Source organism: Niabella sp. ZPM-14 (assembly GCF_055693045.2).
Genome location: NZ_CM181148.1, coordinates 4,336,354 through 4,357,693 on the forward strand (window position 1 = coordinate 4,336,354; position 21,340 = coordinate 4,357,693).

The window sequence follows — 21,340 nt, forward strand, 5'->3', positions numbered from 1 at the left end:
TTTGTTCTTCCCCTTTTTTGTAGAGGGTTTAGAGTAAGGTAAAGTTCTTTGAAAGTTTGGAAGCAATAGCACAATCAATTTCTACTTGAAAAAGTAGGACACGAAAGGTAAGTCAAAAAGCAAATAACATTTGGATTTTTTGACACGTTTAATTTTCTCTTTAGAGTAAATACAACAAGTCAGTAAATCAAACTCATTTACAACGGAGAGTTTGATCCTGGCTCAGGATGAACGCTAGCGGCAGGCTTAATACATGCAAGTCGAGGGGTAACATGGTCTTCGGACTGATGACGACCGGCAAACGGGTGCGGAACACGTACACAACCTTCCTTTTAGTGGGGGATAGCCCAGGGAAACTTGGATTAATACCCCGTAACATGTTGATGAGGCATCTTATTAATATTATAGTGGCAACACGCTAGAAGACGGGTGTGCGTATGATTAGGTAGTTGGCGGAGTAACGGCCCACCAAGCCTACGATCATTAACTGGTGTGAGAGCACGACCAGTCACACGGGCACTGAGACACGGGCCCGACTCCTACGGGAGGCAGCAGTAAGGAATATTGGTCAATGGAGGAAACTCTGAACCAGCCATGCCGCGTGGAGGATGAAGGTCCTCTGGATTGTAAACTTCTTTTATATGGGACGAAAAAAGGGAATTCTTTCTCGACTGACGGTACCATATGAATAAGCACCGGCTAACTCCGTGCCAGCAGCCGCGGTAATACGGAGGGTGCAAGCGTTATCCGGATTCACTGGGTTTAAAGGGAGCGTAGGTGGGTTGCCAAGTCCGTGGTGAAATCTCCGAGCTTAACTCGGAAACTGCCGTGGATACTGGTAGTCTTGAATATTGTGGAGGTTAGCGGAATATGTCATGTAGCGGTGAAATGCTTAGATATGACATAGAACACCAATTGCGAAGGCAGCTGGCTACACATATATTGACACTGAGGCTCGAAAGCGTGGGGATCAAACAGGATTAGATACCCTGGTAGTCCACGCCCTAAACTATGGATACTCGACATACGCGATACACTGTGTGTGTCTGAGCGAAAGCATTAAGTATCCCACCTGGGAAGTACGACCGCAAGGTTGAAACTCAAAGGAATTGGCGGGGGTCCGCACAAGCGGTGGAGCATGTGGTTTAATTCGATGATACGCGAGGAACCTTACCTGGGCTAGAATGCGAGTGCCGAACCATGAAAGTGGTTTTTCTAGCAATAGACACAAAGCAAGGTGCTGCATGGCTGTCGTCAGCTCGTGCCGTGAGGTGTTGGGTTAAGTCCCGCAACGAGCGCAACCCCCATCACTAGTTGCCATCAGGTAACGCTGGGAACTCTAGTGAAACTGCCGTCGTAAGACGTGAGGAAGGAGGGGATGATGTCAAGTCATCATGGCCTTTATGCCCAGGGCTACACACGTGCTACAATGGGGAGGACAAAGAGTCGCAACATAGTGATATGAAGCTAATCTCAAAAACCTTCTCTCAGTTCAGATCGCAGTCTGCAACTCGACTGCGTGAAGCTGGAATCGCTAGTAATCGTATATCAGCAATGATACGGTGAATACGTTCCCGGACCTTGCACACACCGCCCGTCAAGCCATGAAAGCCGGGTGTACCTAAAGTCGGTAACCGCAAGGAGCTGCCTAGGGTAAAACTGGTAATTGGGGCTAAGTCGTAACAAGGTAGCCGTATCGGAAGGTGCGGCTGGAATACCTCCTTTTTAGAGCAAGCACTTACCGGTGCTATTGTTTCCTTTTCTTTCAATCTTATTATTGTCGATGGATGATGGTCAATGGACCATGGACAAAGACAAGGAAGTTCTTTATATAATTAAAACAAGCCCGAGGGTTTACGGAGGCGCGATCTCAAAGCCCCATTAGGGGTTTGGGTAAACAGATCCGTAGCTCAGCCTGGTTAGAGCACTACACTGATAATGTAGGGGTCACCAGTTCAAATCTGGTCGGGTCTACTGAAGTTGACGGTTGACAGCGGATAGTTGGCAGTAAGATTCTGTCATCTGTCATCTACCAACTACCAACTCTCGTATGGGGGGTTAGCTCAGTTGGCTAGAGCATCTGCCTTGCACGCAGAGGGTCATCGGTTCGACTCCGATATCCTCCACTTTACAAAGTTGACGGTTGACGGTAAAGAGTTGACAGGTTAACGGGTTGAAAAGTTCTTTAAATATGATAATGGCATTAAGGCCTGCTGGTTCGTAACCAAATTATCAACTAAAATCAACATTCCCCTTTAGGGGATGGGGATTAAAAGTTCTTTGACATATTGGAAAAAAATATTGTTAGGAGAGTACCTAACAAGTTTATCGATCATAATTGTAGAAATCACCATTTTTTTGGTTGGTCTGAAGCAATGTGGTCGGGTAACAACTACAACAAACTAAAAATAAAGTCCAGCAGCGATGCTGGCCTCATATTAATTAAGTTTTATAAACTTTTTTAAAGCAATTAAGGGCGTATGGTGGATGCCTTGGGTCTGAGAGGCGATGAAGGACGTGGTAAGCTGCGAAAAGCCAGGGGGAACTGCACACGAGTATTACATCCCTGGATCTCCGAATGGGACAACCTAATATACTGAAGGTATATTATCCCGGACTTGTTCCGGGAAGCCAACCCGCTGAACTGAAACATCTAAGTAGGCGGAGGAAAAGAAAATAAGTCAATGATTCCCTAAGTAGTGGCGAGCGAACGGGGAAGAGCCTAAACCACAGCGGCGTGCTGCTGTGGGGTTGTAGGACCGCATTTAGAAACTGTCATCAAGCTGAATTTTTTGGAAAATTAAGCCATAGAGCGTGAAAGCCGCGTAAGCGTAAATTGACAGGGACGAGCGGTATCCTGAGTAGGGCGGGACCGGAGGAATCCTGCTTGAATCTGCCAGCACCATCTGGTAAGGCTAAATACTCCTCAGACACCGATAGTGAACCAGTACCGTAAGGGAAAGGTGAAAAGCACCCTAAATAAGGGAGTGAAATAGTACCTGAAACCGTACGCCTACAAGCGGTCGGAGCAGCATTTATGTTGTGACGGCGTGCCTTTTGCATAATGAGCCTACGAGTTACTCCTCACTGGCGAGGTTAAGTTAAGACTAACGGAGCCGTAGCGAAAGCGAGTCCCAACAGGGCGCTTAGTCAGTGGGGGTAGACGCGAAACTTTGTGATCTATCCATGGGCAGGTTGAAGGTGTGGTAACACACACTGGAGGACCGAACCCGTTGACGTTGAAAAGTCTTGGGATGACCTGTGGATAGGGGTGAAAGGCCAATCAAACTGAGAGATAGCTCGTTCTCCCCGAAATGTTTTTAGGAACAGCCTCGGTTTATAAAGTCTGTTAGAGGTAGAGCTACTGATTGGGCTAGGGGGCTTCACCGCCTACCAAACCCTGACAAACTCCGAATGCTAACAGATGTTTACCGGGAGTGAGGCTGCGGGCGCTAAGGTCCGTGGCCGAGAGGGAAATAACCCAGAATAGCAGCTAAGGTCCCCAATGCATAGTTAAGTTAATCAAACGATGTAGAGCTTCTATAACAGCCAGGATGTTTGCTTGGAAGCAGCAATTCATTTAAAGAGTGCGTAACAGCTCACTGGTCGAGAGGCTCTGCGCGGAAAATAATCGGGTATTAAACTATGAACCGAAGCTCTATGATTGCCACTAGGTGGTATATCGGTAGGGGAGCATTCTGACTGCGTCGAAGGTGTACGGTGACGTATGCTGGAGCGGTTAGAAAAGAAAATGTAGGCATAAGTAACGATAAATAAGGTGAAAAACCTTATCGCCGAAAGTCTAAGGGTTCCTGATCAACGTTAATCGGATCAGGGTTAGCCCGGTCCTTAGTCAAACCCGAAGGGGGTAGACGATGGAAAGCAGGTTAATATTCCTGCGCCCACTATGCATTAAAAGTGACGGAGAATGCTAGCACCATAAGCTGACGGATTAGCTGAGTGGATCCTTCGGGTGAAGCGCAGGTGTGAAAGTTCTTCCAAGAAAAGCGAGCATAGCGGCCGGTACCGCAAACCGACACAGGTAGACGGGATGAGTATTCTAAGGCGCTCGGGTGAGCCGTGGAGAAGGAACTAGGCAAATTGACGCTGTAACTTCGGGATAAAGCGTACCATCTTCGGATGGTCTCAGTAAAATGGTTCAACCAACTGTTTAACAAAAACATAGGGCCCTGCAAAATCGAAAGATGACGTATAGAGCCTGATACCTGCCCGGTGCTGGAAGGTTAAGGAAGGGTGTTCGACGCAAGTCAAAGCTCCTGACTGAAGCCCCAGTAAACGGCGGCCGTAACTATAACGGTCCTAAGGTAGCGAAATTCCTTGTCGGGTAAGTTCCGACCTGCACGAATGGTCTAATGAGTTGAACGCTGTCTCCTCCACGAGCCCGGTGAAATTGTAGTATCGGTGAAGATGCCGGTTACCCGCCACGGGACGGAAAGACCCCGTGAACCTTCACTACAACTTTGCATTGATTTTGAATTACGGATGTGTAGAATAGTTGGGACGCTATGAAGCGGTGGCGCCAGCCATTGTGGAGCGGTCGTTGAAATACCAACCTTCTTTGATTTAGAATCTAATCCACTTAAAGTGGAAACAGTGCATGGTGGGTAGTTTGACTGGGGTGGTCGCCTCCTAAAGAGTAACGGAGGCTTGCAAAGGTTCCCTCAGTACGGTTGGTAATCGTACGAAGAGCGCATTAGTAAAAGGGAGCTTGACTGTGAGGCAAACAGGCCGAGCAGGGACGAAAGTCGGCTAAAGTGATCCGGCGGTTCTGTATGGAAGGGCCGTCGCTCAAAGGATAAAAGGTACTCCGGGGATAACAGGCTGATCTCCCCCAAGAGCTCATATCGACGGGGAGGTTTGGCACCTCGATGTCGGTTCGTCACATCCTGGGGCTGGAGAAGGTCCCAAGGGTTCGGCTGTTCGCCGATTAAAGTGGCACGTGAACTGGGTTCAGAACGTCGCAAGACAGTTCGGTCCCTATCTGTGGTGGGCGTTAGTAAATTGAGAGAACATGACCTTAGTACGAGAGGACCGGGTCGTACGTACCGCTGGTGTATCAGTTGTGCCGCCAGGTGCAATGCTGAGTAGCTAAGTACGGACAGGATAAACGCTGAAAGCATCTAAGCGTGAAACCTATCTCAAGATGAGTTTACTTTTAAGGGCCGTAAGAGACTATTACGTTGATAGGCTACAGGTGTAAAGGTGGTAACATCAAAGCCGAGTAGTACTAATTGCCCGTACGCTTTAATTTTATTATGTTAGGTACTCTTCTAATTTTTTAGTTTTTCCAATATGTTAATCTTATTTTAGTTGACAGGTTTAGAAGTTGAAATGGTAACAAGGAAATATTGCTTATCAACTTATAAACATATAAACTTATCAACTCAAGATTTTATGGTGGTTATACCAAGGGTGTTCACCTCTTCCCATACCGAACAGAGAAGTTAAGCCCCTTAAGGCCGATGGTACTGCACCACAATGCGGGAGAGTAGGTAGCTGCCATTCTTATTTTTAAATGCCCTTCAAGAATATTGAAGGGCATTTTTATTGATACCCGTTCTCCGGGTATCCGACAAATTACAAACTGCAAAGTGGGGCAACCCCACCACATTTTTTTCTACAGTTATTGCTTCAAGCAACAAAAACTAACAAATCTCTCTTTTATTTCAGCTAATATTACCGCCGCAGGGCAATCGGCTTGAAAATTGCTTCAATTCCAATAAATTACTTGGAAAAATTGTAACCTTATCTTGGCGTAAATCATTATTTTACAGAGAATTTGTAATTTTGATGGTTCAACATGAAATTCTTAATAGTAGGGCTCGGTAATATCGGGAGTGAGTACACACACACCAGACATAATATAGGTTTTGACGTGGCTGCCGCACTAGTTCAAAAACACGGAGGTGTCTTTAACCAGGACCGTCTGGCCTATGTGGCCGAGTTTAAATGGAAAGGGAGAATATTTATTTGTGTATGTCCCACAACATACATGAATTTAAGTGGCAAGGCGTTCAAATATTGGGTCGACAAGGAAAAGATCTCCCTTGAAAACACGCTAACGATCCTGGATGACCTGGCACTGCCCGTCAATAAGTTGAGAATAAGAGGAAGTGGCAGTGATGGCGGGCATAACGGCCTTAGAAGTATCCAGGAGGCAATAAACACAGTTGCTTACCCCAAACTGCGGTTTGGCATCGGTAGCAACTTTCCAAAAGGTATGCAATCAGACTTTGTTTTGGGAAAATGGACAAAGGCGGAAGAGCCGGTCGTTCAGCTCAAGATACAGAAGTCGGTAGAAGCTATAGAAATATTCGCGACACAGGGGCTCAATGCTGCAATGAATGCCGTCAATAACCTAGCATTTGATGTGACAGCATAACCTGGAGAAAAACCCTTATGACATGAAAATTTTTTGTATAGGAAGAAATTATGTAGCCCACGCCAAAGAACTTGGCAATGAAGTACCGGAAGAACCAGTCATCTTCCTGAAACCGAAGACGGCGCTACTAAAGCCGAATCTTCCATTTTATTACCCGGAATTTACCAATGAGCTTCACTACGAATGCGAGCTGGTACTCCGCATCTGTAAAAATGGCCGGTATATCAACAAAAGATATGCACATCAATATTACGATGCGATTACGCTCGGAGTCGATTTCACTGCGCGGGATATACAAAATGATCTGAAGCGTCGGGGTCTTCCCTGGGAAAAAGCGAAAGCCTGGGATAATTCTGCCGTTCTCGGCCAATGGAGACCTGTTGCTGATTTCCCTAATCTGAAAGACATCAACTTCGGATTTTATAAAAACAATGAATTGGTGCAGGAAGGGAATTCGGGCCTGATGATCCATAGCTTTCACACATTACTGGTCAATATTTCCAAATATTTCTCGCTGAACATAGGTGATGTAATCTTCACAGGAACGCCGGCCGGCGTAGGAGAAGTGCTTCCCGGCGACGAACTCGAGGGCATTCTGGAAGATCAGATCGTCCTGAATTTGAGAGTCGACTGATCAGGCGTTTCTTTAGGGCGGCTTTTGAGTTGGCGCTCTTAGAGTTTACGACTATATTTGCAACATTGTTTCAGTTTGAAAAAGAGCCGGCTCATATCAAAGTTGCTCGCAACAGCCCTGTTGCTGACATTCTTCGTCAGCGTCACACCCAGGATATATTTCCACGACCTCTTATCGGCTCACACCGACTACACGTACAAAGGGAGCCATAGCGGCCACGCTGAACTGACCACTTATCAATTTAATTGTGGCTTCGTTGACCTGGCAACAACCATTCCTTTCATCGCTGCAAAGGCGATTGATGTTCATCATCCCGTTTCTTTCTTCAGCAAAATCGCCGATAGCTGCGTACACCAGCTTCGAAACGCCTTTGCAGACTACTCCCGCCGGCGCGGCCCTCCATACATGTTTTAACATCCCTACTTTTTGATCATTTTTATTCCCGTCGTCTCCCGGACACACCGGTGGCCGCTTGTCGCTTCATAGCGATCCGTTATTCTACAACGCACTAATTTCTGTTATGCAATCAAGATATATCGTCTCATTCCTCTTCGTCTTCCTTACTCAAACCCTTTTCGCCAACGACAGAGCAGGTCTCTCAGGCGTGGTGAAGGATGAAGTGTCCGGTGCCCCGCTGGCGGGCGCTACCATATCCATTCCTGATCTGAAGATCTCTACCACGACCGACGAAAAAGGTGCTTACTCCTTCAGGTCGCTGCCCAACGGCCGCCTAACCGTTCAGGTGTCTTATATCGGTTACAAATCAAAAGTGGAAACCGTAGTAGTTTCGGGAAACGCTACGCATGATTTCCTTTTATCGCGTTCGGTTGTTGAAAGCGAAAATGTCACCGTCACCGGGGTATCATCTGCCACCCGGCTGAAACGCACGCCTGTACAGGTTTCTATTATTTCAAGGCGAGACATCCAACGAACGGTCGGTAATAACCTGCTTGAAATAGCGGCTAAGGAACCCGGAGTCACCATTGTAACTACAGGCCCGGCTATCGCCAAACCTTTTATCCGTGGCTTAGGCTATAACAGGGTCGTGACCATCAACGACGGTGTTCGCCAGGAAGGACAGCAATGGGGCGATGAGCATGGATTAGAAGTGGATGAGTATAGTGCACAGAAAATAGAAATACTGCGCGGACCTGCTTCTCTGATGTATGGGAGCGACGCTATCGGCGGTGTGATCAATATCATCACGAATACGCCAGTGGCCACTAACACGGTGCAGGCCAATCTGCAGAGCACGTACAATTCTAACAACCGGATGTTCGGGCAATACGCCAACGTGGCCGGTAACGTCAATGGGTTTAACTGGAACGCCTATGGCAGCTTTAAAAGTGCGGGGGATTATAAAAACAAATATGATGGGAGTGTATTGAACAGCCGGTTTGGCGAAAAGAATTTCGGAGGTTATATCGGTTTAAATAAAAGCTGGGGATTCTCGCATCTCCTGTTTTCGCATTTTGATCAAAAGATCGGGATGGTGGAAGGCGACCGCGATGAAAATGGTAACCTGGTGCTGGAAGGCTATGAGCTCAACCGGTCGCTAGAAAGAAGCAGAACACCGCTCGTACCATCGCAGGGCATCCGTCATACCAGACTTGCGCTTGATAATTCATTCTCGCTCATCAATGGGGCACGAATTACAGTTTTAGCTGCTTATCAGCAAAATCAGCGGAAAGAGTTTGCAGACGTTGCAGCGCCCGACGAGCCGGAAGCCTACTTCGATCTGAAGACGATCAATTACAACCTGGCTTATCACCTGGCGGAAGTCAATAACTGGAAAACCAGCTTTGGGGTAAACGGAATGAAGCAGTGGAACGAGAACAAGGCGGAGGAAGCGATCATCCCGGATTACAACTTGTTCGATGTTGGGGTCTATGGCGTTACTGCCAAAACCTGGGGGCCGACTACGTTGAGCGGCGGACTTAGGTATGATTCGCGACAGCTCAACAGCAAGGCGCTGCAGGAAGAAGGGGAAGACCGCTTCACCGCTTTTGAAAAAAGTTTTTCCAATGTCTCGGCCAGCATCGGCGTGGCGCACACTATCAGTGATCATGTATCTTTGAAATTCAATGTCGGCAGGGGTTTCAGGGCGCCGAACTCATCTGAGCTTTCGTCCAATGGCGAACATGAAGGCACGAATCGTTATGAGATTGGTGACCAGAACCTGAAGAGCGAGGTGTCCACTTCTGTGGACGGAGGCGTTGAAATTACCACGAATCACGTCGACATCAGTGTAGCTCCGTATTTTAACTACATCGATAATTATATCTTCTACAACCGGTTGCCAGGGGCCAATAGCACGGATTCCCTGATCGACGGAGCGCCTGCGTTTCAGTTTAATCAGCAGAGTGCCAGGCTTGTGGGAATAGAGGCCCGGTTTGACGTGCATCCCCATCCGCTGGACTGGCTGCACTTTGAAAACACGGTCTCCTTTGTCAGAGGTCGCTTCACAGAGCCGGTTGACGGTTCTTATAATCTGCCTTTGATTGCACCCGCCAGCTTACTCACAGAGCTGAGAGCCGAGTTTGCACAGGCCACTAAAGCACTTGCTAACTTTTACGCAAAGGTGGAAATGAATGCGGTAGCCCGCCAGGATCAGTTCTTTTCTGGTTTTGAAACGGAAACACCTACTGCAGGGTATGTTTTATTCAACGCGGGAATAGGCACGGATATTATGATCGCAGGCCATAAGCGATTCTCGCTGAACCTGGGTGTTCAGAATATCGGCGATGTTGGCTATCAAAGCCATCTCAGCCGTCTGAAGTATGCAGCCGAAAATCCGGTAACGGGACGCGTGGGCGTGTTCAATATGGGAAGAAACTTCACCGCCCGCTTGATCGTTCCGTTCGAATGGAAGTTGTAAGAAGTATGACCTTCTGGTCTTTGCTTCACCCCTGATCAGTAACAGGACTATCGGTGCCGAGAGCACTCCATGTGAGGGTTATTCCGTTCGCCTGGCAGTAGTTGTAGTCTGTGCAAAGTATAGCCGTTGTTTGAAATTTTTATATTGTATAACTTTATAAAAATCGACGGCATGCGTACACATGAAGAATTTATACAGCTGGCGAGATCTTCGCGGTTCAAATGGTTTTTATTAAAAAAACTTCCGGCGGCCTATTTCAGTGGTGTGCGTGTAAAAGACATCAACCGTGAAGCCTGCAGCGTCACCGTGCCGTTCAGGTGGTTCAGTCAAAATCCTTTCAAGTCCACTTACTTCGCTTGTCTTGCTATGGCGGCAGAGCTGAGTACAGGTGCTTTAGCGATGGCCAATGTCTTTAAACGTAAGCCGCCTGTGTCGATGTTAGTGATCAGAATGGAAGCCGAATATTTTAAGAAGGCGACAGGCATCACCACTTTTACCTGCGCAGCGGGGCAGGCTTTCACTGATGCGGTTCAGGCAGCTGTTGAAACCGGCCAACCGCAGGTACTATCCGTGTTGTCCGAAGGAACAAATGAAGAAGGCGAACTGGTTGCCCGGTTTCAGATTACCTGGTCGTTCAAAGTCAAAGCGAAGAGGGAAGGGGCTCACTAAAACGCTCGATCAGCCGGTTAATATCATCCCGGAATGTCGCCAGTTCTTGATTTTGCTGGTGGATAAAGCTGTTGCTTTCAAAGGCGCCCAGCACGCTTTCCATTTCTTCTTTCGAGTCATACACCATATTCTTGAAGGGATTCTTATAGTCTTTTTCCTTCGACGTGTAAACGCTTTTTGTGATCCATTCTTTCGTCTCGACCGTTTGTTTAAAAAACGCTTTGAAGTAAGCGGTGTTCATATCTTCCAGTTGCAAACCCTCCAGTTTGGTGAGGATGAACAAAGCGTGCGCCGTCTTCTGCTCCTGGTAGGTGCTGGCTTCGTGAAGATAAAACTCATGGATCTCATTCCAGGTTTCAACACTCCCGATCCTGATCTTTTCCAACTGCGTATTAAGGCTGTTTTTAGAAATCAGCTGACCTCCCACGTTCACCCATTCTGCTGAGTTGTGAAAAGGATGTCGGGTCGCCAGCTCTTCGAGACCGCCGATAGTGTGATCTTTAAAGTAGCTCGCGAGCGTAGTGCCTACGTAAAAAAGTAACATTCTTTTATAAGCGTTGTAACCTTCCTGTACCTTGATGATCTGGACAGGGCGCTTTGAGTTTTCAATCCCACTGCCGATGATGTTGAGCTTTTGCACGACCGGCGATTCATGCTCTAATAGCGATTTCCCTTTGTTGATATAGTCCGCGTCACTGCCGATCATAGTGTTGGCGAGGTAAAAGGCTTTGCCTGTAAACAGCTCCAGCAACTGAAGGGAGCGCAGCATTTCATTAGCTGTGTCCGGGGCCAGGCAATCAAATTCCAGCTGTTGCAATTTTTCGATCCGCTTGTCGCGATCGGCAAACTTCCGCTCGTTGCGTTGGATCGCATACATGTTATACATGAACCAGTAAGCGGGCATCACGATCAGCTTATTATGCTGCTCGTCATTACTGATCAACGAGAACGGGAAAGGGATATCCAGCTCAGCCGGGTAGTTCCCTTTAGCGATCATGGAAAAAGAAGCGAAGCGCGAATTATGTTTGAGGCTTACACAAAGTCCGGGCCAGAAGCCACGTCCCGCCTGTATTTCACCATCTGCCCCTCTTGAATTATGATTTGAACCAATGGTTGCCCCGGCCGCCATATTGCTTTGACCCATCAATAACGCTGCACATAAAAAGGAATTGTTATGATGCTGCTCATGCAAAGGAAAGATCAGCGAATTGAGCACTTCGCAACAGGACACGGTGGCGTTTTCGCCCAGGTAAGAATTGATCAGCCTTGCACCATATTTTAACTGGGAAAAAGGAGACAGGATAAAACGAACCGCTTTTACACCGTAGAACGCGCGGCTGCCCACGCCCATGATACCATTGACCATCTCGCAACCTTCACCGATTTGCGTCCTCGCTTTTTCGTTTGAGTTAATCGTCAGGTTCTTCAATTTGCTGGCGCCTTTAATGTAGGCGTCCGTACCGATCTTCACATCTTTTATGATATGCGTATTCTTGATCACTGTTCTTTTGCCCACGGTTCCGTAGTATCCGTGGAGCGCGTTGAATTGCTGTTCTGTAAATCTTTGGAAGGCATCCATCAGCTTTTGATCGCCGCGGTATTTAGTCCATAGCCAGGCATCGCCGGCGAGCATGCCATCGAAGGGAAGCACTTTTCTGCCCGCGTTTTCGTTACACAGTTCCAGCCATATTCTCACGCTCTCCTCTTCGCCTTCTTTAAGGATGCCATTGCCAAATTTCGCGTGAGAGGTACAACTCATTTCATTGACATTGGCAATAATCACATCCTCATCGATAATATAATGTCCCAGGTGCCTCACATTGGAGATCGACACGTTATCGCCTATATCGCAACTCACGATCTGGCTGTGATACAGGCCCACAGGGAACTTTACTTCACTGAACTCCAGGAAATATTGTTCCAGTTTGCCGATTCTCACCAGCCCGTAAAAGGTACATTCTTCTATCAGGTGAATGTCGATGCCGTCGCGCACCAACACATCGTCCCAGTTGGAAGAACGGTTGCGGTTCGATTGAAGTATAGTAATTTCCTGTTTGGTTAGCGGCCGATAATCGGAAGCAGGATTTTGCTGAAATCGCAGATAATACTCGTCTTTACCTTCCGGTAAATATTCGGTTGGGATAAAATGGTATCCCAACTGATCTGCTTTGTGTTTTTTTATGTTATTCATGTACGTCGTTAAAGACTTGTGACAGCAATGCTGGTGGATGAAGGTTCAACAGTGAACCGGCTTCTGCATCACCTTGTTAATAGATAGCGTGACGGCTTTATTCCACCGTAACGCTTTTCGCCAGGTTTCTTGGCATGTCAACGTTGCAGCCTTTGGCTACGCCAATGTAATAAGATAATAGTTGTAAGGGGATCACGTTGATCAATGGCGCAATTACTTCATCTGCTTCAGGCACTACCATAACATCATCGCAAAGCGCTTTCGACGTTTCATCTCCCTCCGTGATTACGGCCAGTAATTTACCTTTTCTCGCTCTGATCTCCTGCATATTGCTCACCACTTTCTCGTGGTAGATGTCCTTTGTCGCAACAAAAACCACCGGCAGGTTTTCGTCAACGAGTGCTATCGGCCCGTGCTTCATCTCCGCGGCGGGATAGCCTTCGGCGTGGATATAGGATATTTCTTTCAGCTTTAAGGCTCCTTCCAGGGCGATCGCAAAATTGTATCCGCGACCCAGATAAAGGAAATCCCTGGCGTCTTTGTATTTCTCTGCAATGGCCCTGATATGCTCATGATGATTCAGGACCCAGGCTGCCTTTTCGGGCACCGCGTCCAGCTCATTCAACAACTGTCTGTACCGTTCGTTGGACAAGCTGCCTTTCATATATCCTACTTTCAGGGCAATCATCATCAGCACGGTCAATTGTGCGGTAAATGCTTTGGTGGAAGCTACGCCAATCTCAGGGCCCGCGTGTGTATAGGCGCCGGCGTGAGACGCACGGGCAATAGAAGAGCCCACCACATTCACCACACCCAGGATAATTGCGCCTTTTTCTTTTGCACTTTCTATAGCTACCAGCGTATCAGCTGTTTCACCGCTCTGGCTGATGGCCAGGATCACATCGCCCTTATTGATCACCGGGTTTCTGTAACGGAATTCAGATGCATATTCCACTTCTACATTGATGCGGCACAATTCTTCAATAATATATTCTGCCACCAATCCTGCATGCCAGCTGGTGCCGCAGGCAATAATGATGATCCGGTTGGCATTGATAATTTGCTCTGCATATTGTTGTATGCCTGCCATCGTGATCGTTCCGGCGGCTGCGTCTAAACGGCCGCGAAGGCAATCATAAATGGTGGTGGGTTGCTCGAAAATCTCCTTCAGCATAAAATGATCATAGCCGCCTTTTTCGATAGCCGCCAGTTCCAGATCCAGCTTCTGCACGTAAGGCGTAATTTTTTCATTGCCCAGGTTTTTCAGGATCAGTTCATCAGGTTTGATGATGGCCAGTTCATAATCATTTACATAAACGACTTCCTTGGTGTATTCTAACATCGGAGAAGCGTCCGATCCCAGGAAGTGTTCGCCCTTTCCAACACCGATGACCAGCGGGCTGCCTTTGCGCGCAGCAATAATAGTGTCCGGATTATCTTGTTCAATCAATAAGATCACGTAAGCGCCCGTCACGCGCTTCAACGCAATCCGGATGGCTTCCTCCAGTGAACAATCATTATTCGTTTTGATCTCCTCGATGAAATTGAGTAACACTTCAGTATCTGTGTCACTTTTAAATGTGTACCCTTTTTTGGTCAGTTCCGATTTAAGCTGCGCGTAATTTTCAATGATTCCGTTGTGGATCATCGCGATCTTTCCGCTTGAAGAGTAGTGGGGATGGGCGTTGCGGTCATTGGGCTCTCCATGGGTGGCCCAGCGCGTGTGGCCGATGCCTGCCGTGCTGGTTACATTGCTCGTCCCGATACTTTCTTCCAGGTCAGCCACTTTTCCTTTCTTCTTATAAACCGTCACCTGATCCTGTTGCTGCAACGCCACGCCGGCACTGTCATAACCCCGGTATTCGAGTCTTTTTAGTCCTTTTATAATAATGGGATACGCCTGTCTTTTGCCTGTATAGCCTACAATTCCACACATTGTTTAGAGTTTAGGACAGCGAAAATAAGGTTTTTAAATTTTTGCGCAACCGATTGCGCATTTCGCTGCGGGTATAAAAAATAAGAATAGTTGTCGGACTACAACAAATACAGTTCCAATTTTTTATAAGATTATAAACAATCGACTGTCTGTTATCAGGCAATAGATAAAACCCCGAAGAGATTTTCCTTTCGTTATTACAACCAACCGGCTTGGATAAAGCCATTGCGTTGAAAATCTTTGCATTCCAGCCTGAAAATTTTATTCAGGAGGCGGATCGTTATTTCCTGGATTTAGAGAAGAGAGCCTTTTAATAACATAAAGGCAACGGAGAAATAAATGATCAAACCTGTTACGTCCACCAGCGTTGCAACGAAAGGTGCAGAGCTTACGGCAGGGTCAGCGCCCATCTTCTTTAATAAAATGGGAAGCATACTGCCCGATAAAGTGCCCCACAACACAACACCCAGCAGTGTTAAGCCAAGTGTGCCGCCGAGCAGTAACCAGTGTTCGCCATATAAATTAGGAGTGACTAAATGGAAAACGAAGATGCGCAGAAAACCGATGATGCCCAATACCGTTCCGAGCAGGATACCGGAGATGATCTCCCGGCGCATCACATGCCACCAGTCTTTGATATGTACTTCGCCAACCGCCATAGCCTGTATGATCAGGGTAGAGGCCTGCGAACCGCTGTTGCCGCCGCTACTAATGATCAGCGGGATAAACAATGCCAGCACCACCGCGCGCGCAATCTCATCCTCGAAAAATGCCATGGCTGTCGCCGTCAGCATTTCTCCCAGGAACAAAATGACCAGCCAGGGAACGCGCTTTTTAAATAATCGTAAAAGAGGGATATCCAGGTAAGGTTCTTCAAAGGCCTGCGTACCACCCATTTTCTGCATGTCCTCGCTGTACTCTTCTTCTGCTACCCACAGGATATCGTCGATGGTGACAATTCCCAGTAACTTGCTGCTTTCGCTGACTACCGGAAGGGCCACGCGGTTATTCATTTTAAATATTTCGGCAGCAGTTTCCTGATCGTCATACGCCTTCAGGGAGATGACCCGCTCGTCCATCAGTTCCGACACTTTCGTTTGCGGGTCGCTCAATATAAACTCGCCGATACGGATATCATCCAATAATTCTCCTGCGTCGTTGATCACGTAGATCACGTTGATCGCTTCGCTGTTCTTGCCGTATTTGCGAATGACGCCAAACACTTCTTCCACCGTATTATGCGAATACACATACACATAATCCGGGTTCATCAACCGCCCGATACTGTTTTCAGGATATCCCAGCAACGAAAGCGTCACGCGGCGCTCTTCCGGATCCAGCAGCTTGATCAGCTCGCGCACCACGTTGGCCGGCAGCTCTTCCAGGAAATCCGTACGGTCATCCGCAGGTAATTCATTCAACAGTGCGGCCGTGTAACTAGGTGGAAGCTCTTGTATAATATTGTTCTGTTCAGAAACCTCAAGCAATTTAAACACGTTTACAGCGCGGTGCACCGACATATTGGCGATGATCAGCGCCTCGTGTTCCGGAAATTCGTAGACCAATTCCACCACATCACTGATGTTTTGGTCATCCAGAAATTCTTTGATCTCTGACTTTTTACCAAACTCAATTAGCGTCTCAAACTGTGCTGAAATGGGTATTGCTCCTTCTTCCAATTGCATGCGCCAAACTTACAGGAAATTTTTCATCCGGAAGTTACCCGGGGCGTCAATCACCATTTCATAATAAAAGGTTGGATCGGGAGCCGTTGAAAATATCTGACAGAACGTTTTATAAAGTTTTCATTGTTCAGGTTTCGTGTTAGTATCAGATCAGGCTTTCATTCACCTGCAAGTTGACCGCCTTGTTATAAAATAGCAATACTTTTGTAAAAAAATAATCAGTTGATAGCACATTGCCTGTACGTAGCCGAAACCGCTGATATGGGACGCGGTGTTTTTACAACAGAAGATATTTCCAAAGGGTCGGTGATCGAAAGAGCGCCCGTGGTCGTCATGTCCGCAAGAGAACGGCAACTTTTAGACCAGACCTTATTGCATGATTATATTTTTGAGTGGGGAGATGATACCGATGAATGCTGTATGGCCTTAGGTTGGGCTGCTGTCTACAACCATGCCTATCAAAGTAACTGCGATTACGAAATGGATTATGACGAACAAACCATTACCATCATTACCGTCAGGGATATAAAAGCAGGAGAGGAGCTGTTTATCAATTACAGCGGTAGCTGGGATGCTACTAAGAAGGTGTGGTTCGATGCCCGGTAATCTTTAGAAGAGCCGGTTGTCCAAACCATAAGGTCTTGTGGTCGCAATCTTGATCTTCTTAAAATCGCTATGCGTGGGATTTAGTAAATAGTTACTTTCTTCAGGAATAATGACCGATGGTATTTTGAGGATCAGGTCAGTTTTTGATTTTAGAAATTCATCACCGATGTATTGGGTATAATCCGGATCCGTGCTCCAGCTTTTCTTCAATGCCGATTTGTCGATCTCAATGATTTCGCTGTCCGGCACCTGTAGTTCCACCAGGTGATAGGAGGGCAGCAATGGGGTAGCCGTTCTGTCGTAGTTGACTACGATCTCCAGAACAGCAAGTGAAATATGGTGTGCACAATAGAGCGCGTATTGCCCTTTATTATTCCACCGGCCACCATATAAAAAGGCCCCATAACCCGACAGATCCTCTTTAAATTCTGATCGAACAAGTCTGTAGATAATCATTATGCAGAAATACCGTGTTGCATTCTTCCCAGGGTATCGATGATTTCCTGGATACCGTTGTGGGTGGTTAACTTGCTTTTGGCAACGGCGCCGTTCAAAGAGAAGGGTTTGCTTTGCAACCAGGTTTTAAAACCTTCCTTTCCAAACATCTCATTGCCCATATCTATTAAAACCTCCAAAAGAAGGATCCGTTCTATCTGGAGGCCGTTGAAGCCGCCATCATCCTTGGCATAGCGATGCAAACTGCGTTCACTCATGAAGAGCATTTCGGCCCATTCGCCAAGTGTAAAAGCACCTTTATTTAAAATCTTTTTAAAATCTTTATAGGTGAAATTCTTCACGAGTGTTTGAACCTGGTGAGACCTGGGCATAATATGATATACAGCCGCTGGCTCTTCCACTTTACTTAGGGGAAAGTCCGGAATGTATTTTTTCGTGTTCTTTTTCATATTACGTCATTTGTCACAAAGGTACGTGTTTTTTGTCGGTTTTTGAAATTATTTCCACTGATACAACTGATCAGGCTCAAATGTCCATTCTGGTGTCTGGATTTTCCGCCCCTCCTGAACTGCGTACCAGGGATTGGACGCTTCATGCGCGGGGTTTTTCAACACATGGATGTCCTGGGCGGGCATATAGCTTTGCCCCAGCAGAAATATCGTCTTTCCCTGGGTGTTCCGTCCTGTCGCCATCACGATCACGGCATGACCGGGAGCGCCTGGCTGTAAAAATACATCTCCTGGCTGCACATCGGCAATTTTCCTCTTTTTTAATGAGCTGCCCAGGCTGGCCGTGCCGCAATAGCTGAACACAAATCTCAGGTAATCGTCAAATGCCTGCCTTGTGCCGGCGCGGGGCGTAGGAGCAACCTGGTAAGCAATTAAACCGTTGCCCCGAAGCCTGTATCTTTTGCCTTTGATCCATTGAGCAAAGTTGACGACAGTTCCGCTGACCGTTGTAAAAGTGATCGCACTATACTCTTGTTTTCCAAAAAGATATTCTGCCCGCAACCGCATAACGGCATCTGCACATTGCTGCAGGTCCTGATCTCCGGTATTAATGTTCAAAACCGCATACTGGGCATTCTGGTTGGCTTTTCGCCTTCCATCATAGAGATAAACCGTTTTGTCTTTTTTCAATCTGATATGGTTCAAAAAAGTAGCAAATGGATTTTTATGGACGGGATGAAAGCCTTCTGGCATCAGGATATCTGAAACCAGTTGTTCCGTGCTGATCGGGGCGTTTTTAACCGGGGCCGGATCTTCATGGCAGTTACCGATATGGATTAAAGAGAACAAGAAGAAACCGCTATATTTCATAAGTACATAGTTTAAGATTTGTAATGGTCGATGTCCCTCTATGCGGACGGTGAACGGGCTTACCAATTTTCCTGTAAAGAGATTTTTGTCATGCTCCGTTTACTCGGTATTTTTAATACAAGACACTGTTGCTTTAAATTTTCATAATTGCGGTGGAGCCGTATATTTGTCAGCATTGGAAAAGGAAATAACTATTTACACAGACGGCGCTTCGCGCGGCAACCCCGGCCCTGGCGGATATGGCGTTATTCTTATGTATCAAGGACATGCCAAAGAGTTATCGGCAGGGTTTAAAAGAACGACCAATAACCGCATGGAGTTGATGGCTGTGATAGCCGGCCTGAAGGCATTAAAAACGCAGGATATACCGGTGGTTATTTATTCCGACAGCCAATATGTCGTCAACGCTATCTCCAAAGGATGGTTGCGCAACTGGATAAGAACAGATTTCAAGGGTGGTAAAAAAAATAAAGATCTCTGGTTGCAGTATCACCAGCTGGCCCGCAACTACCAGATCACTATTAAATGGGTGCGTGGGCACGCCGACAATCCCTTTAACAATCGTTGCGATGTACTGGCCACTACTGCTGCTGATGGTAAAAATCTGGCGGTGGATATGGGTTTTGAGCAGGACCTGGCTATATAACAGCTGACCAATCACTAAAATATTTTTAAGGATGCATAAATATTGTTTTGCTGTAGATCTCAAAGATGATCCCCGGCTGATCGAAGAGTATGAGGCCTATCATAAAAAGATCTGGCCGGAAATCGAACAAAGTATTCGCGATGCGGGCATAGAAAACATGGAGATCTACCGCCTGGAGAATCGTTTGTTCATGATCATGGAAGTCAATGATGCCTTTACCTTCGAAAAGAAGCAGGCGGCTGATGCCGCCAATGAAAAGGTGCAGGAGTGGGAAACCCTCATGTGGAACTATCAGCAGGCGCTGCCCTTTGCTAAGCCAGGGGAAAAGTGGGTCATGATGAAAAAGATCTTCCAGTTATAATCATACCATTTTATGAAGGCCCGCCACCTGATCTGTCTTGTCAGCATCCCTCTGCTGCTCTCTTCCTGTTATGTGTTGCGCGCTTACCGGTTCAGAAAATTTGAATTAAAAGACCTGGGCCACTTCCGGGCCGTCCCTATTCAGAGAGCCGGGCAGCCTTTTCGCTTTTACGAAAATCCGGGAAACAGCTATAAATGGACTTCTTATCTCGATACCAGCCTTGAAAACAGCCAAACCTATGGCTTCCTTGTGATCCGCAACGACACCATTTTGTACGAAAAATATTTTGATCAGCTTGGTGCGTCTGATATTTTCCCTTCCTTTTCCGTGGCTAAATCTTTCGTAGGAACGTTGGCGCAAATCGCGCGACAGGAGGGATATATCCGATCCTTCAGCGATCCCGTCACCCATTATTTGCCCTGGCTATTCAAAAGTGATCCGGCCTGGAAACAGGTGACCATCCAGCAGGTGCTCGACATGCGAACGGATGTAGAGAGCAACGAGACGTACAACAGCCCGTTTAGCGATGTCATCCGCCTGGGATTCACCCGGAACCAGTTGAAGCAGATCAAAAGGTTAAAGACCAAGCCCGGCTCCAACAATTTTGAATACAAAAGCGCCAATACACAGTTGCTGGCCACCCTTATCGAAGCGGCAACAAAAAGGCGGCTACCCGAGTATCTTCAGGAAAAAATATGGCAACCGCTCGGTATGGAAAGCAATGCGCAATGGCAAACAGATGCAAAGGGCATGGTCCGTGCTTTCTGTTGCCTCAATGCGACGGTAAAAGACTTTGCTAAGCTCGGCCGGCTCTACCTTAATGACGGAAACTGGAACGGGCAGCAAATACTCTCCCCGGATTGGGTGCAAACGATTTTGAACCCTGACACGATGCGGGCCTATCACGGGTACAAAAATCATTGGTGGAGCAGCCGCGTGATACGCCGGTTTAATGATTCGTTACAGGCCGCAGACTTTGTGGCAAAGCAGGAAGGAAAATGGTATACCTCCAAAAGCAGCCGGAATGGTAATATTTTCTACAGCGCTTATAGTAACATGCCTGCAGTTTTCGCGCAGGGAATGCTGGGGCAATACATTTATATCAACCCCGGTAAAAACCTGATCATCGTCAGGATGGGGCACAACTGGAGCCATCCCCGGATGTATGCTCAAAGGTTTATTGAGGACCTGGCTACAAGGATCCAATAAAAAAAGCCGCCCGCAGGCAGCTTTAATAGTTTTATGCTTAAAAGCCTTTAATATTCGTCTTCATTAAAAAGAAAGTCTTCCTGTGTAGGATAGTCAGGCCAGATATCCTCTATCGTTTCATAAACGTCGCCCTCGTCCTCCAGCTCTTGCAAATTTTCTACTACTTCCAAAGGAGCACCGCTACGAATCGCGTAGTCAATCAGTTCGTCCTTCGTTGCCGGCCAGGGAGCGTCTTCAAGATATGAAGCTAATTCTAGTGTCCAAAACATAGTATAATCGGTTTTCTATATTTAACGTTAATATGCAACAAAGGGTTGCAACTGGTTTAAAAAATTTGTGCAAAAGTA

At 46.9% G+C, this 21,340-nt stretch carries 16 protein-coding genes, 2 tRNA genes and 3 rRNA genes; 13 read left to right on the forward strand and 8 right to left on the reverse strand.

Features of this window, described 5'->3' with window-relative positions; translation table 11 throughout:
* The first annotated feature begins 199 nt into the window (after positions 1-199).
* The 7 genes from ACU37H_RS18470 (at position 200) to ACU37H_RS18500 (ending at position 7,037) form a co-directional block, all read left to right on the forward strand.
* Positions 200-1,725 (forward strand): 16S ribosomal RNA (locus tag ACU37H_RS18470).
* A gap of 174 nt (positions 1,726-1,899) precedes the next feature.
* Positions 1,900-1,974: transfer RNA gene (locus ACU37H_RS18475), tRNA-Ile, on the forward strand.
* 78 nt (positions 1,975-2,052) lie between these two features.
* A tRNA-Ala gene (locus tag ACU37H_RS18480) sits at positions 2,053-2,126 on the forward strand.
* 334 nt (positions 2,127-2,460) lie between these two features.
* Positions 2,461-5,272: ribosomal RNA gene (locus tag ACU37H_RS18485) — 23S ribosomal RNA — on the forward strand.
* 142 nt (positions 5,273-5,414) lie between these two features.
* A 5S ribosomal RNA gene (gene rrf / locus ACU37H_RS18490) occupies positions 5,415-5,526 on the forward strand.
* Together the 16S, 23S and 5S rRNA genes with 2 tRNA genes alongside form the textbook arrangement of a ribosomal RNA operon.
* Positions 5,527-5,821: 295 nt before the next feature.
* On the forward strand, positions 5,822-6,403 hold the full coding sequence (gene pth, locus ACU37H_RS18495; RefSeq protein ID WP_472705901.1) for an aminoacyl-tRNA hydrolase: 582 nt from the start codon (positions 5,822-5,824) through the stop codon (positions 6,401-6,403).
* A 22-nt stretch (positions 6,404-6,425) separates the two neighbouring features.
* Positions 6,426-7,037, forward strand: coding sequence for a fumarylacetoacetate hydrolase family protein (locus ACU37H_RS18500; RefSeq protein ID WP_472705903.1), 612 nt, complete (start codon positions 6,426-6,428; stop codon positions 7,035-7,037).
* Positions 7,038-7,208: 171 nt separating this feature from the next.
* On the opposite strand, the gene ACU37H_RS18505 is transcribed toward ACU37H_RS18500, so the two are convergent.
* A complete protein-coding gene (locus tag ACU37H_RS18505) occupies positions 7,209-7,454 on the reverse strand; it encodes a hypothetical protein (RefSeq protein WP_472705905.1) in 246 nt (81 codons plus the stop codon).
* Positions 7,455-7,557: 103 nt separating this feature from the next.
* On the opposite strand from ACU37H_RS18505, the gene ACU37H_RS18510 reads away from it, so the two are divergent.
* Both ACU37H_RS18510 and ACU37H_RS18515 read left to right on the forward strand, forming a co-directional pair.
* A complete protein-coding gene (locus tag ACU37H_RS18510; RefSeq protein ID WP_472705907.1) occupies positions 7,558-9,915 on the forward strand; it encodes a TonB-dependent receptor in 2,358 nt (785 codons plus the stop codon).
* A 171-nt stretch (positions 9,916-10,086) separates the two neighbouring features.
* A complete protein-coding gene (locus tag ACU37H_RS18515) occupies positions 10,087-10,584 on the forward strand; it encodes a DUF4442 domain-containing protein (RefSeq protein WP_472705908.1) in 498 nt (165 codons plus the stop codon).
* Here the strand turns inward: ACU37H_RS18515 and ACU37H_RS18520 are convergent.
* From ACU37H_RS18520 to mgtE, 3 genes are all read right to left on the reverse strand, one after another.
* Positions 10,556-12,775, reverse strand: a complete 2,220-nt coding sequence (locus ACU37H_RS18520) for a DUF4954 family protein (RefSeq protein WP_472705910.1) — start codon at positions 12,773-12,775, stop codon at positions 10,556-10,558. The two genes, ACU37H_RS18515 and ACU37H_RS18520, sit on opposite strands and share 29 nt — an antisense overlap.
* Positions 12,776-12,872: 97 nt before the next feature.
* Positions 12,873-14,711, reverse strand: coding sequence for a glutamine--fructose-6-phosphate transaminase (isomerizing) (gene glmS, locus ACU37H_RS18525; protein ID WP_472705912.1), 1,839 nt, complete (start codon positions 14,709-14,711; stop codon positions 12,873-12,875).
* A 293-nt stretch (positions 14,712-15,004) separates the two neighbouring features.
* Complete coding sequence (mgtE, locus tag ACU37H_RS18530; RefSeq protein WP_472705914.1) at positions 15,005-16,396, reverse strand: magnesium transporter; 1,392 nt, start codon at positions 16,394-16,396, stop codon at positions 15,005-15,007.
* 222 nt (positions 16,397-16,618) lie between these two features.
* Here mgtE and ACU37H_RS18535 point away from each other — a divergent pair, with 222 nt between their 5' ends.
* The gene (locus ACU37H_RS18535; RefSeq protein WP_472705916.1) at positions 16,619-17,002 is read left to right on the forward strand and encodes an SET domain-containing protein; all 384 of its coding nucleotides are present in this window, start codon (positions 16,619-16,621) and stop codon (positions 17,000-17,002) included.
* Positions 17,003-17,005: 3 nt separating this feature from the next.
* On the opposite strand, the gene ACU37H_RS18540 is transcribed toward ACU37H_RS18535, so the two are convergent.
* From ACU37H_RS18540 to ACU37H_RS18550, 3 genes are read right to left on the reverse strand one after another with little or no spacing between them, the layout of a single operon-like run.
* Positions 17,006-17,458, reverse strand: coding sequence for an RES family NAD+ phosphorylase (locus ACU37H_RS18540; RefSeq protein ID WP_472705918.1), 453 nt, complete (start codon positions 17,456-17,458; stop codon positions 17,006-17,008).
* Complete coding sequence (locus tag ACU37H_RS18545) at positions 17,458-17,907, reverse strand: Xre family toxin-antitoxin system antitoxin (protein WP_472705920.1); 450 nt, start codon at positions 17,905-17,907, stop codon at positions 17,458-17,460. The genes ACU37H_RS18540 and ACU37H_RS18545 overlap by 1 nt, the downstream gene beginning before the upstream one ends.
* A gap of 48 nt (positions 17,908-17,955) precedes the next feature.
* The gene (locus ACU37H_RS18550) at positions 17,956-18,777 is read right to left on the reverse strand and encodes a DUF4846 domain-containing protein (RefSeq protein WP_472705921.1); all 822 of its coding nucleotides are present in this window, start codon (positions 18,775-18,777) and stop codon (positions 17,956-17,958) included.
* 175 nt (positions 18,778-18,952) lie between these two features.
* On the opposite strand from ACU37H_RS18550, the gene rnhA reads away from it, so the two are divergent.
* From rnhA to ACU37H_RS18565, 3 genes are read left to right on the forward strand one after another with little or no spacing between them, the layout of a single operon-like run.
* A complete protein-coding gene (gene rnhA / locus ACU37H_RS18555; protein WP_472705923.1) occupies positions 18,953-19,423 on the forward strand; it encodes a ribonuclease HI in 471 nt (156 codons plus the stop codon).
* Positions 19,424-19,454: 31 nt separating this feature from the next.
* Complete coding sequence (locus ACU37H_RS18560; protein ID WP_472705925.1) at positions 19,455-19,784, forward strand: L-rhamnose mutarotase; 330 nt, start codon at positions 19,455-19,457, stop codon at positions 19,782-19,784.
* A 12-nt stretch (positions 19,785-19,796) separates the two neighbouring features.
* The gene (locus ACU37H_RS18565; RefSeq protein ID WP_472705927.1) at positions 19,797-20,993 is read left to right on the forward strand and encodes a serine hydrolase domain-containing protein; all 1,197 of its coding nucleotides are present in this window, start codon (positions 19,797-19,799) and stop codon (positions 20,991-20,993) included.
* Positions 20,994-21,040: 47 nt separating this feature from the next.
* On the opposite strand, the gene ACU37H_RS18570 is transcribed toward ACU37H_RS18565, so the two are convergent.
* Complete coding sequence (locus tag ACU37H_RS18570; protein ID WP_114792839.1) at positions 21,041-21,262, reverse strand: DUF2795 domain-containing protein; 222 nt, start codon at positions 21,260-21,262, stop codon at positions 21,041-21,043.
* Positions 21,263-21,340 lie beyond the last annotated feature (78 nt).

Bases quoted from the DNA above. Each gene is read 5' to 3' on its own strand.
- ACU37H_RS18540 (WP_472705918.1), bottom strand. From the start codon at position 17,458: ATGATTATCTACAGACTTGTTCGATCAGAATTTAAAGAGGATCTGTCG.
- ACU37H_RS18550 (WP_472705921.1), bottom strand. From the start codon at position 18,777: ATGAAATATAGCGGTTTCTTCTTGTTCTCTTTAATCCATATCGGTAAC.
- ACU37H_RS18570 (WP_114792839.1), bottom strand. From the start codon at position 21,262: ATGTTTTGGACACTAGAATTAGCTTCATATCTTGAAGACGCTCCCTGG.
- mgtE (WP_472705914.1), bottom strand. From the start codon at position 16,396: ATGCAATTGGAAGAAGGAGCAATACCCATTTCAGCACAGTTTGAGACG.
- ACU37H_RS18520 (WP_472705910.1), bottom strand. From the start codon at position 12,775: ATGAATAACATAAAAAAACACAAAGCAGATCAGTTGGGATACCATTTT.
- ACU37H_RS18500 (WP_472705903.1), top strand. From the start codon at position 6,426: ATGAAAATTTTTTGTATAGGAAGAAATTATGTAGCCCACGCCAAAGAA.
- ACU37H_RS18510 (WP_472705907.1), top strand. From the start codon at position 7,558: ATGCAATCAAGATATATCGTCTCATTCCTCTTCGTCTTCCTTACTCAA.
- ACU37H_RS18515 (WP_472705908.1), top strand. From the start codon at position 10,087: ATGCGTACACATGAAGAATTTATACAGCTGGCGAGATCTTCGCGGTTC.
- ACU37H_RS18545 (WP_472705920.1), bottom strand. From the start codon at position 17,907: ATGAAAAAGAACACGAAAAAATACATTCCGGACTTTCCCCTAAGTAAA.
- pth (WP_472705901.1), top strand. From the start codon at position 5,822: ATGAAATTCTTAATAGTAGGGCTCGGTAATATCGGGAGTGAGTACACA.
- ACU37H_RS18565 (WP_472705927.1), top strand. From the start codon at position 19,797: ATGAAGGCCCGCCACCTGATCTGTCTTGTCAGCATCCCTCTGCTGCTC.
- ACU37H_RS18505 (WP_472705905.1), bottom strand. From the start codon at position 7,454: ATGTTAAAACATGTATGGAGGGCCGCGCCGGCGGGAGTAGTCTGCAAA.
- ACU37H_RS18560 (WP_472705925.1), top strand. From the start codon at position 19,455: ATGCATAAATATTGTTTTGCTGTAGATCTCAAAGATGATCCCCGGCTG.
- glmS (WP_472705912.1), bottom strand. From the start codon at position 14,711: ATGTGTGGAATTGTAGGCTATACAGGCAAAAGACAGGCGTATCCCATT.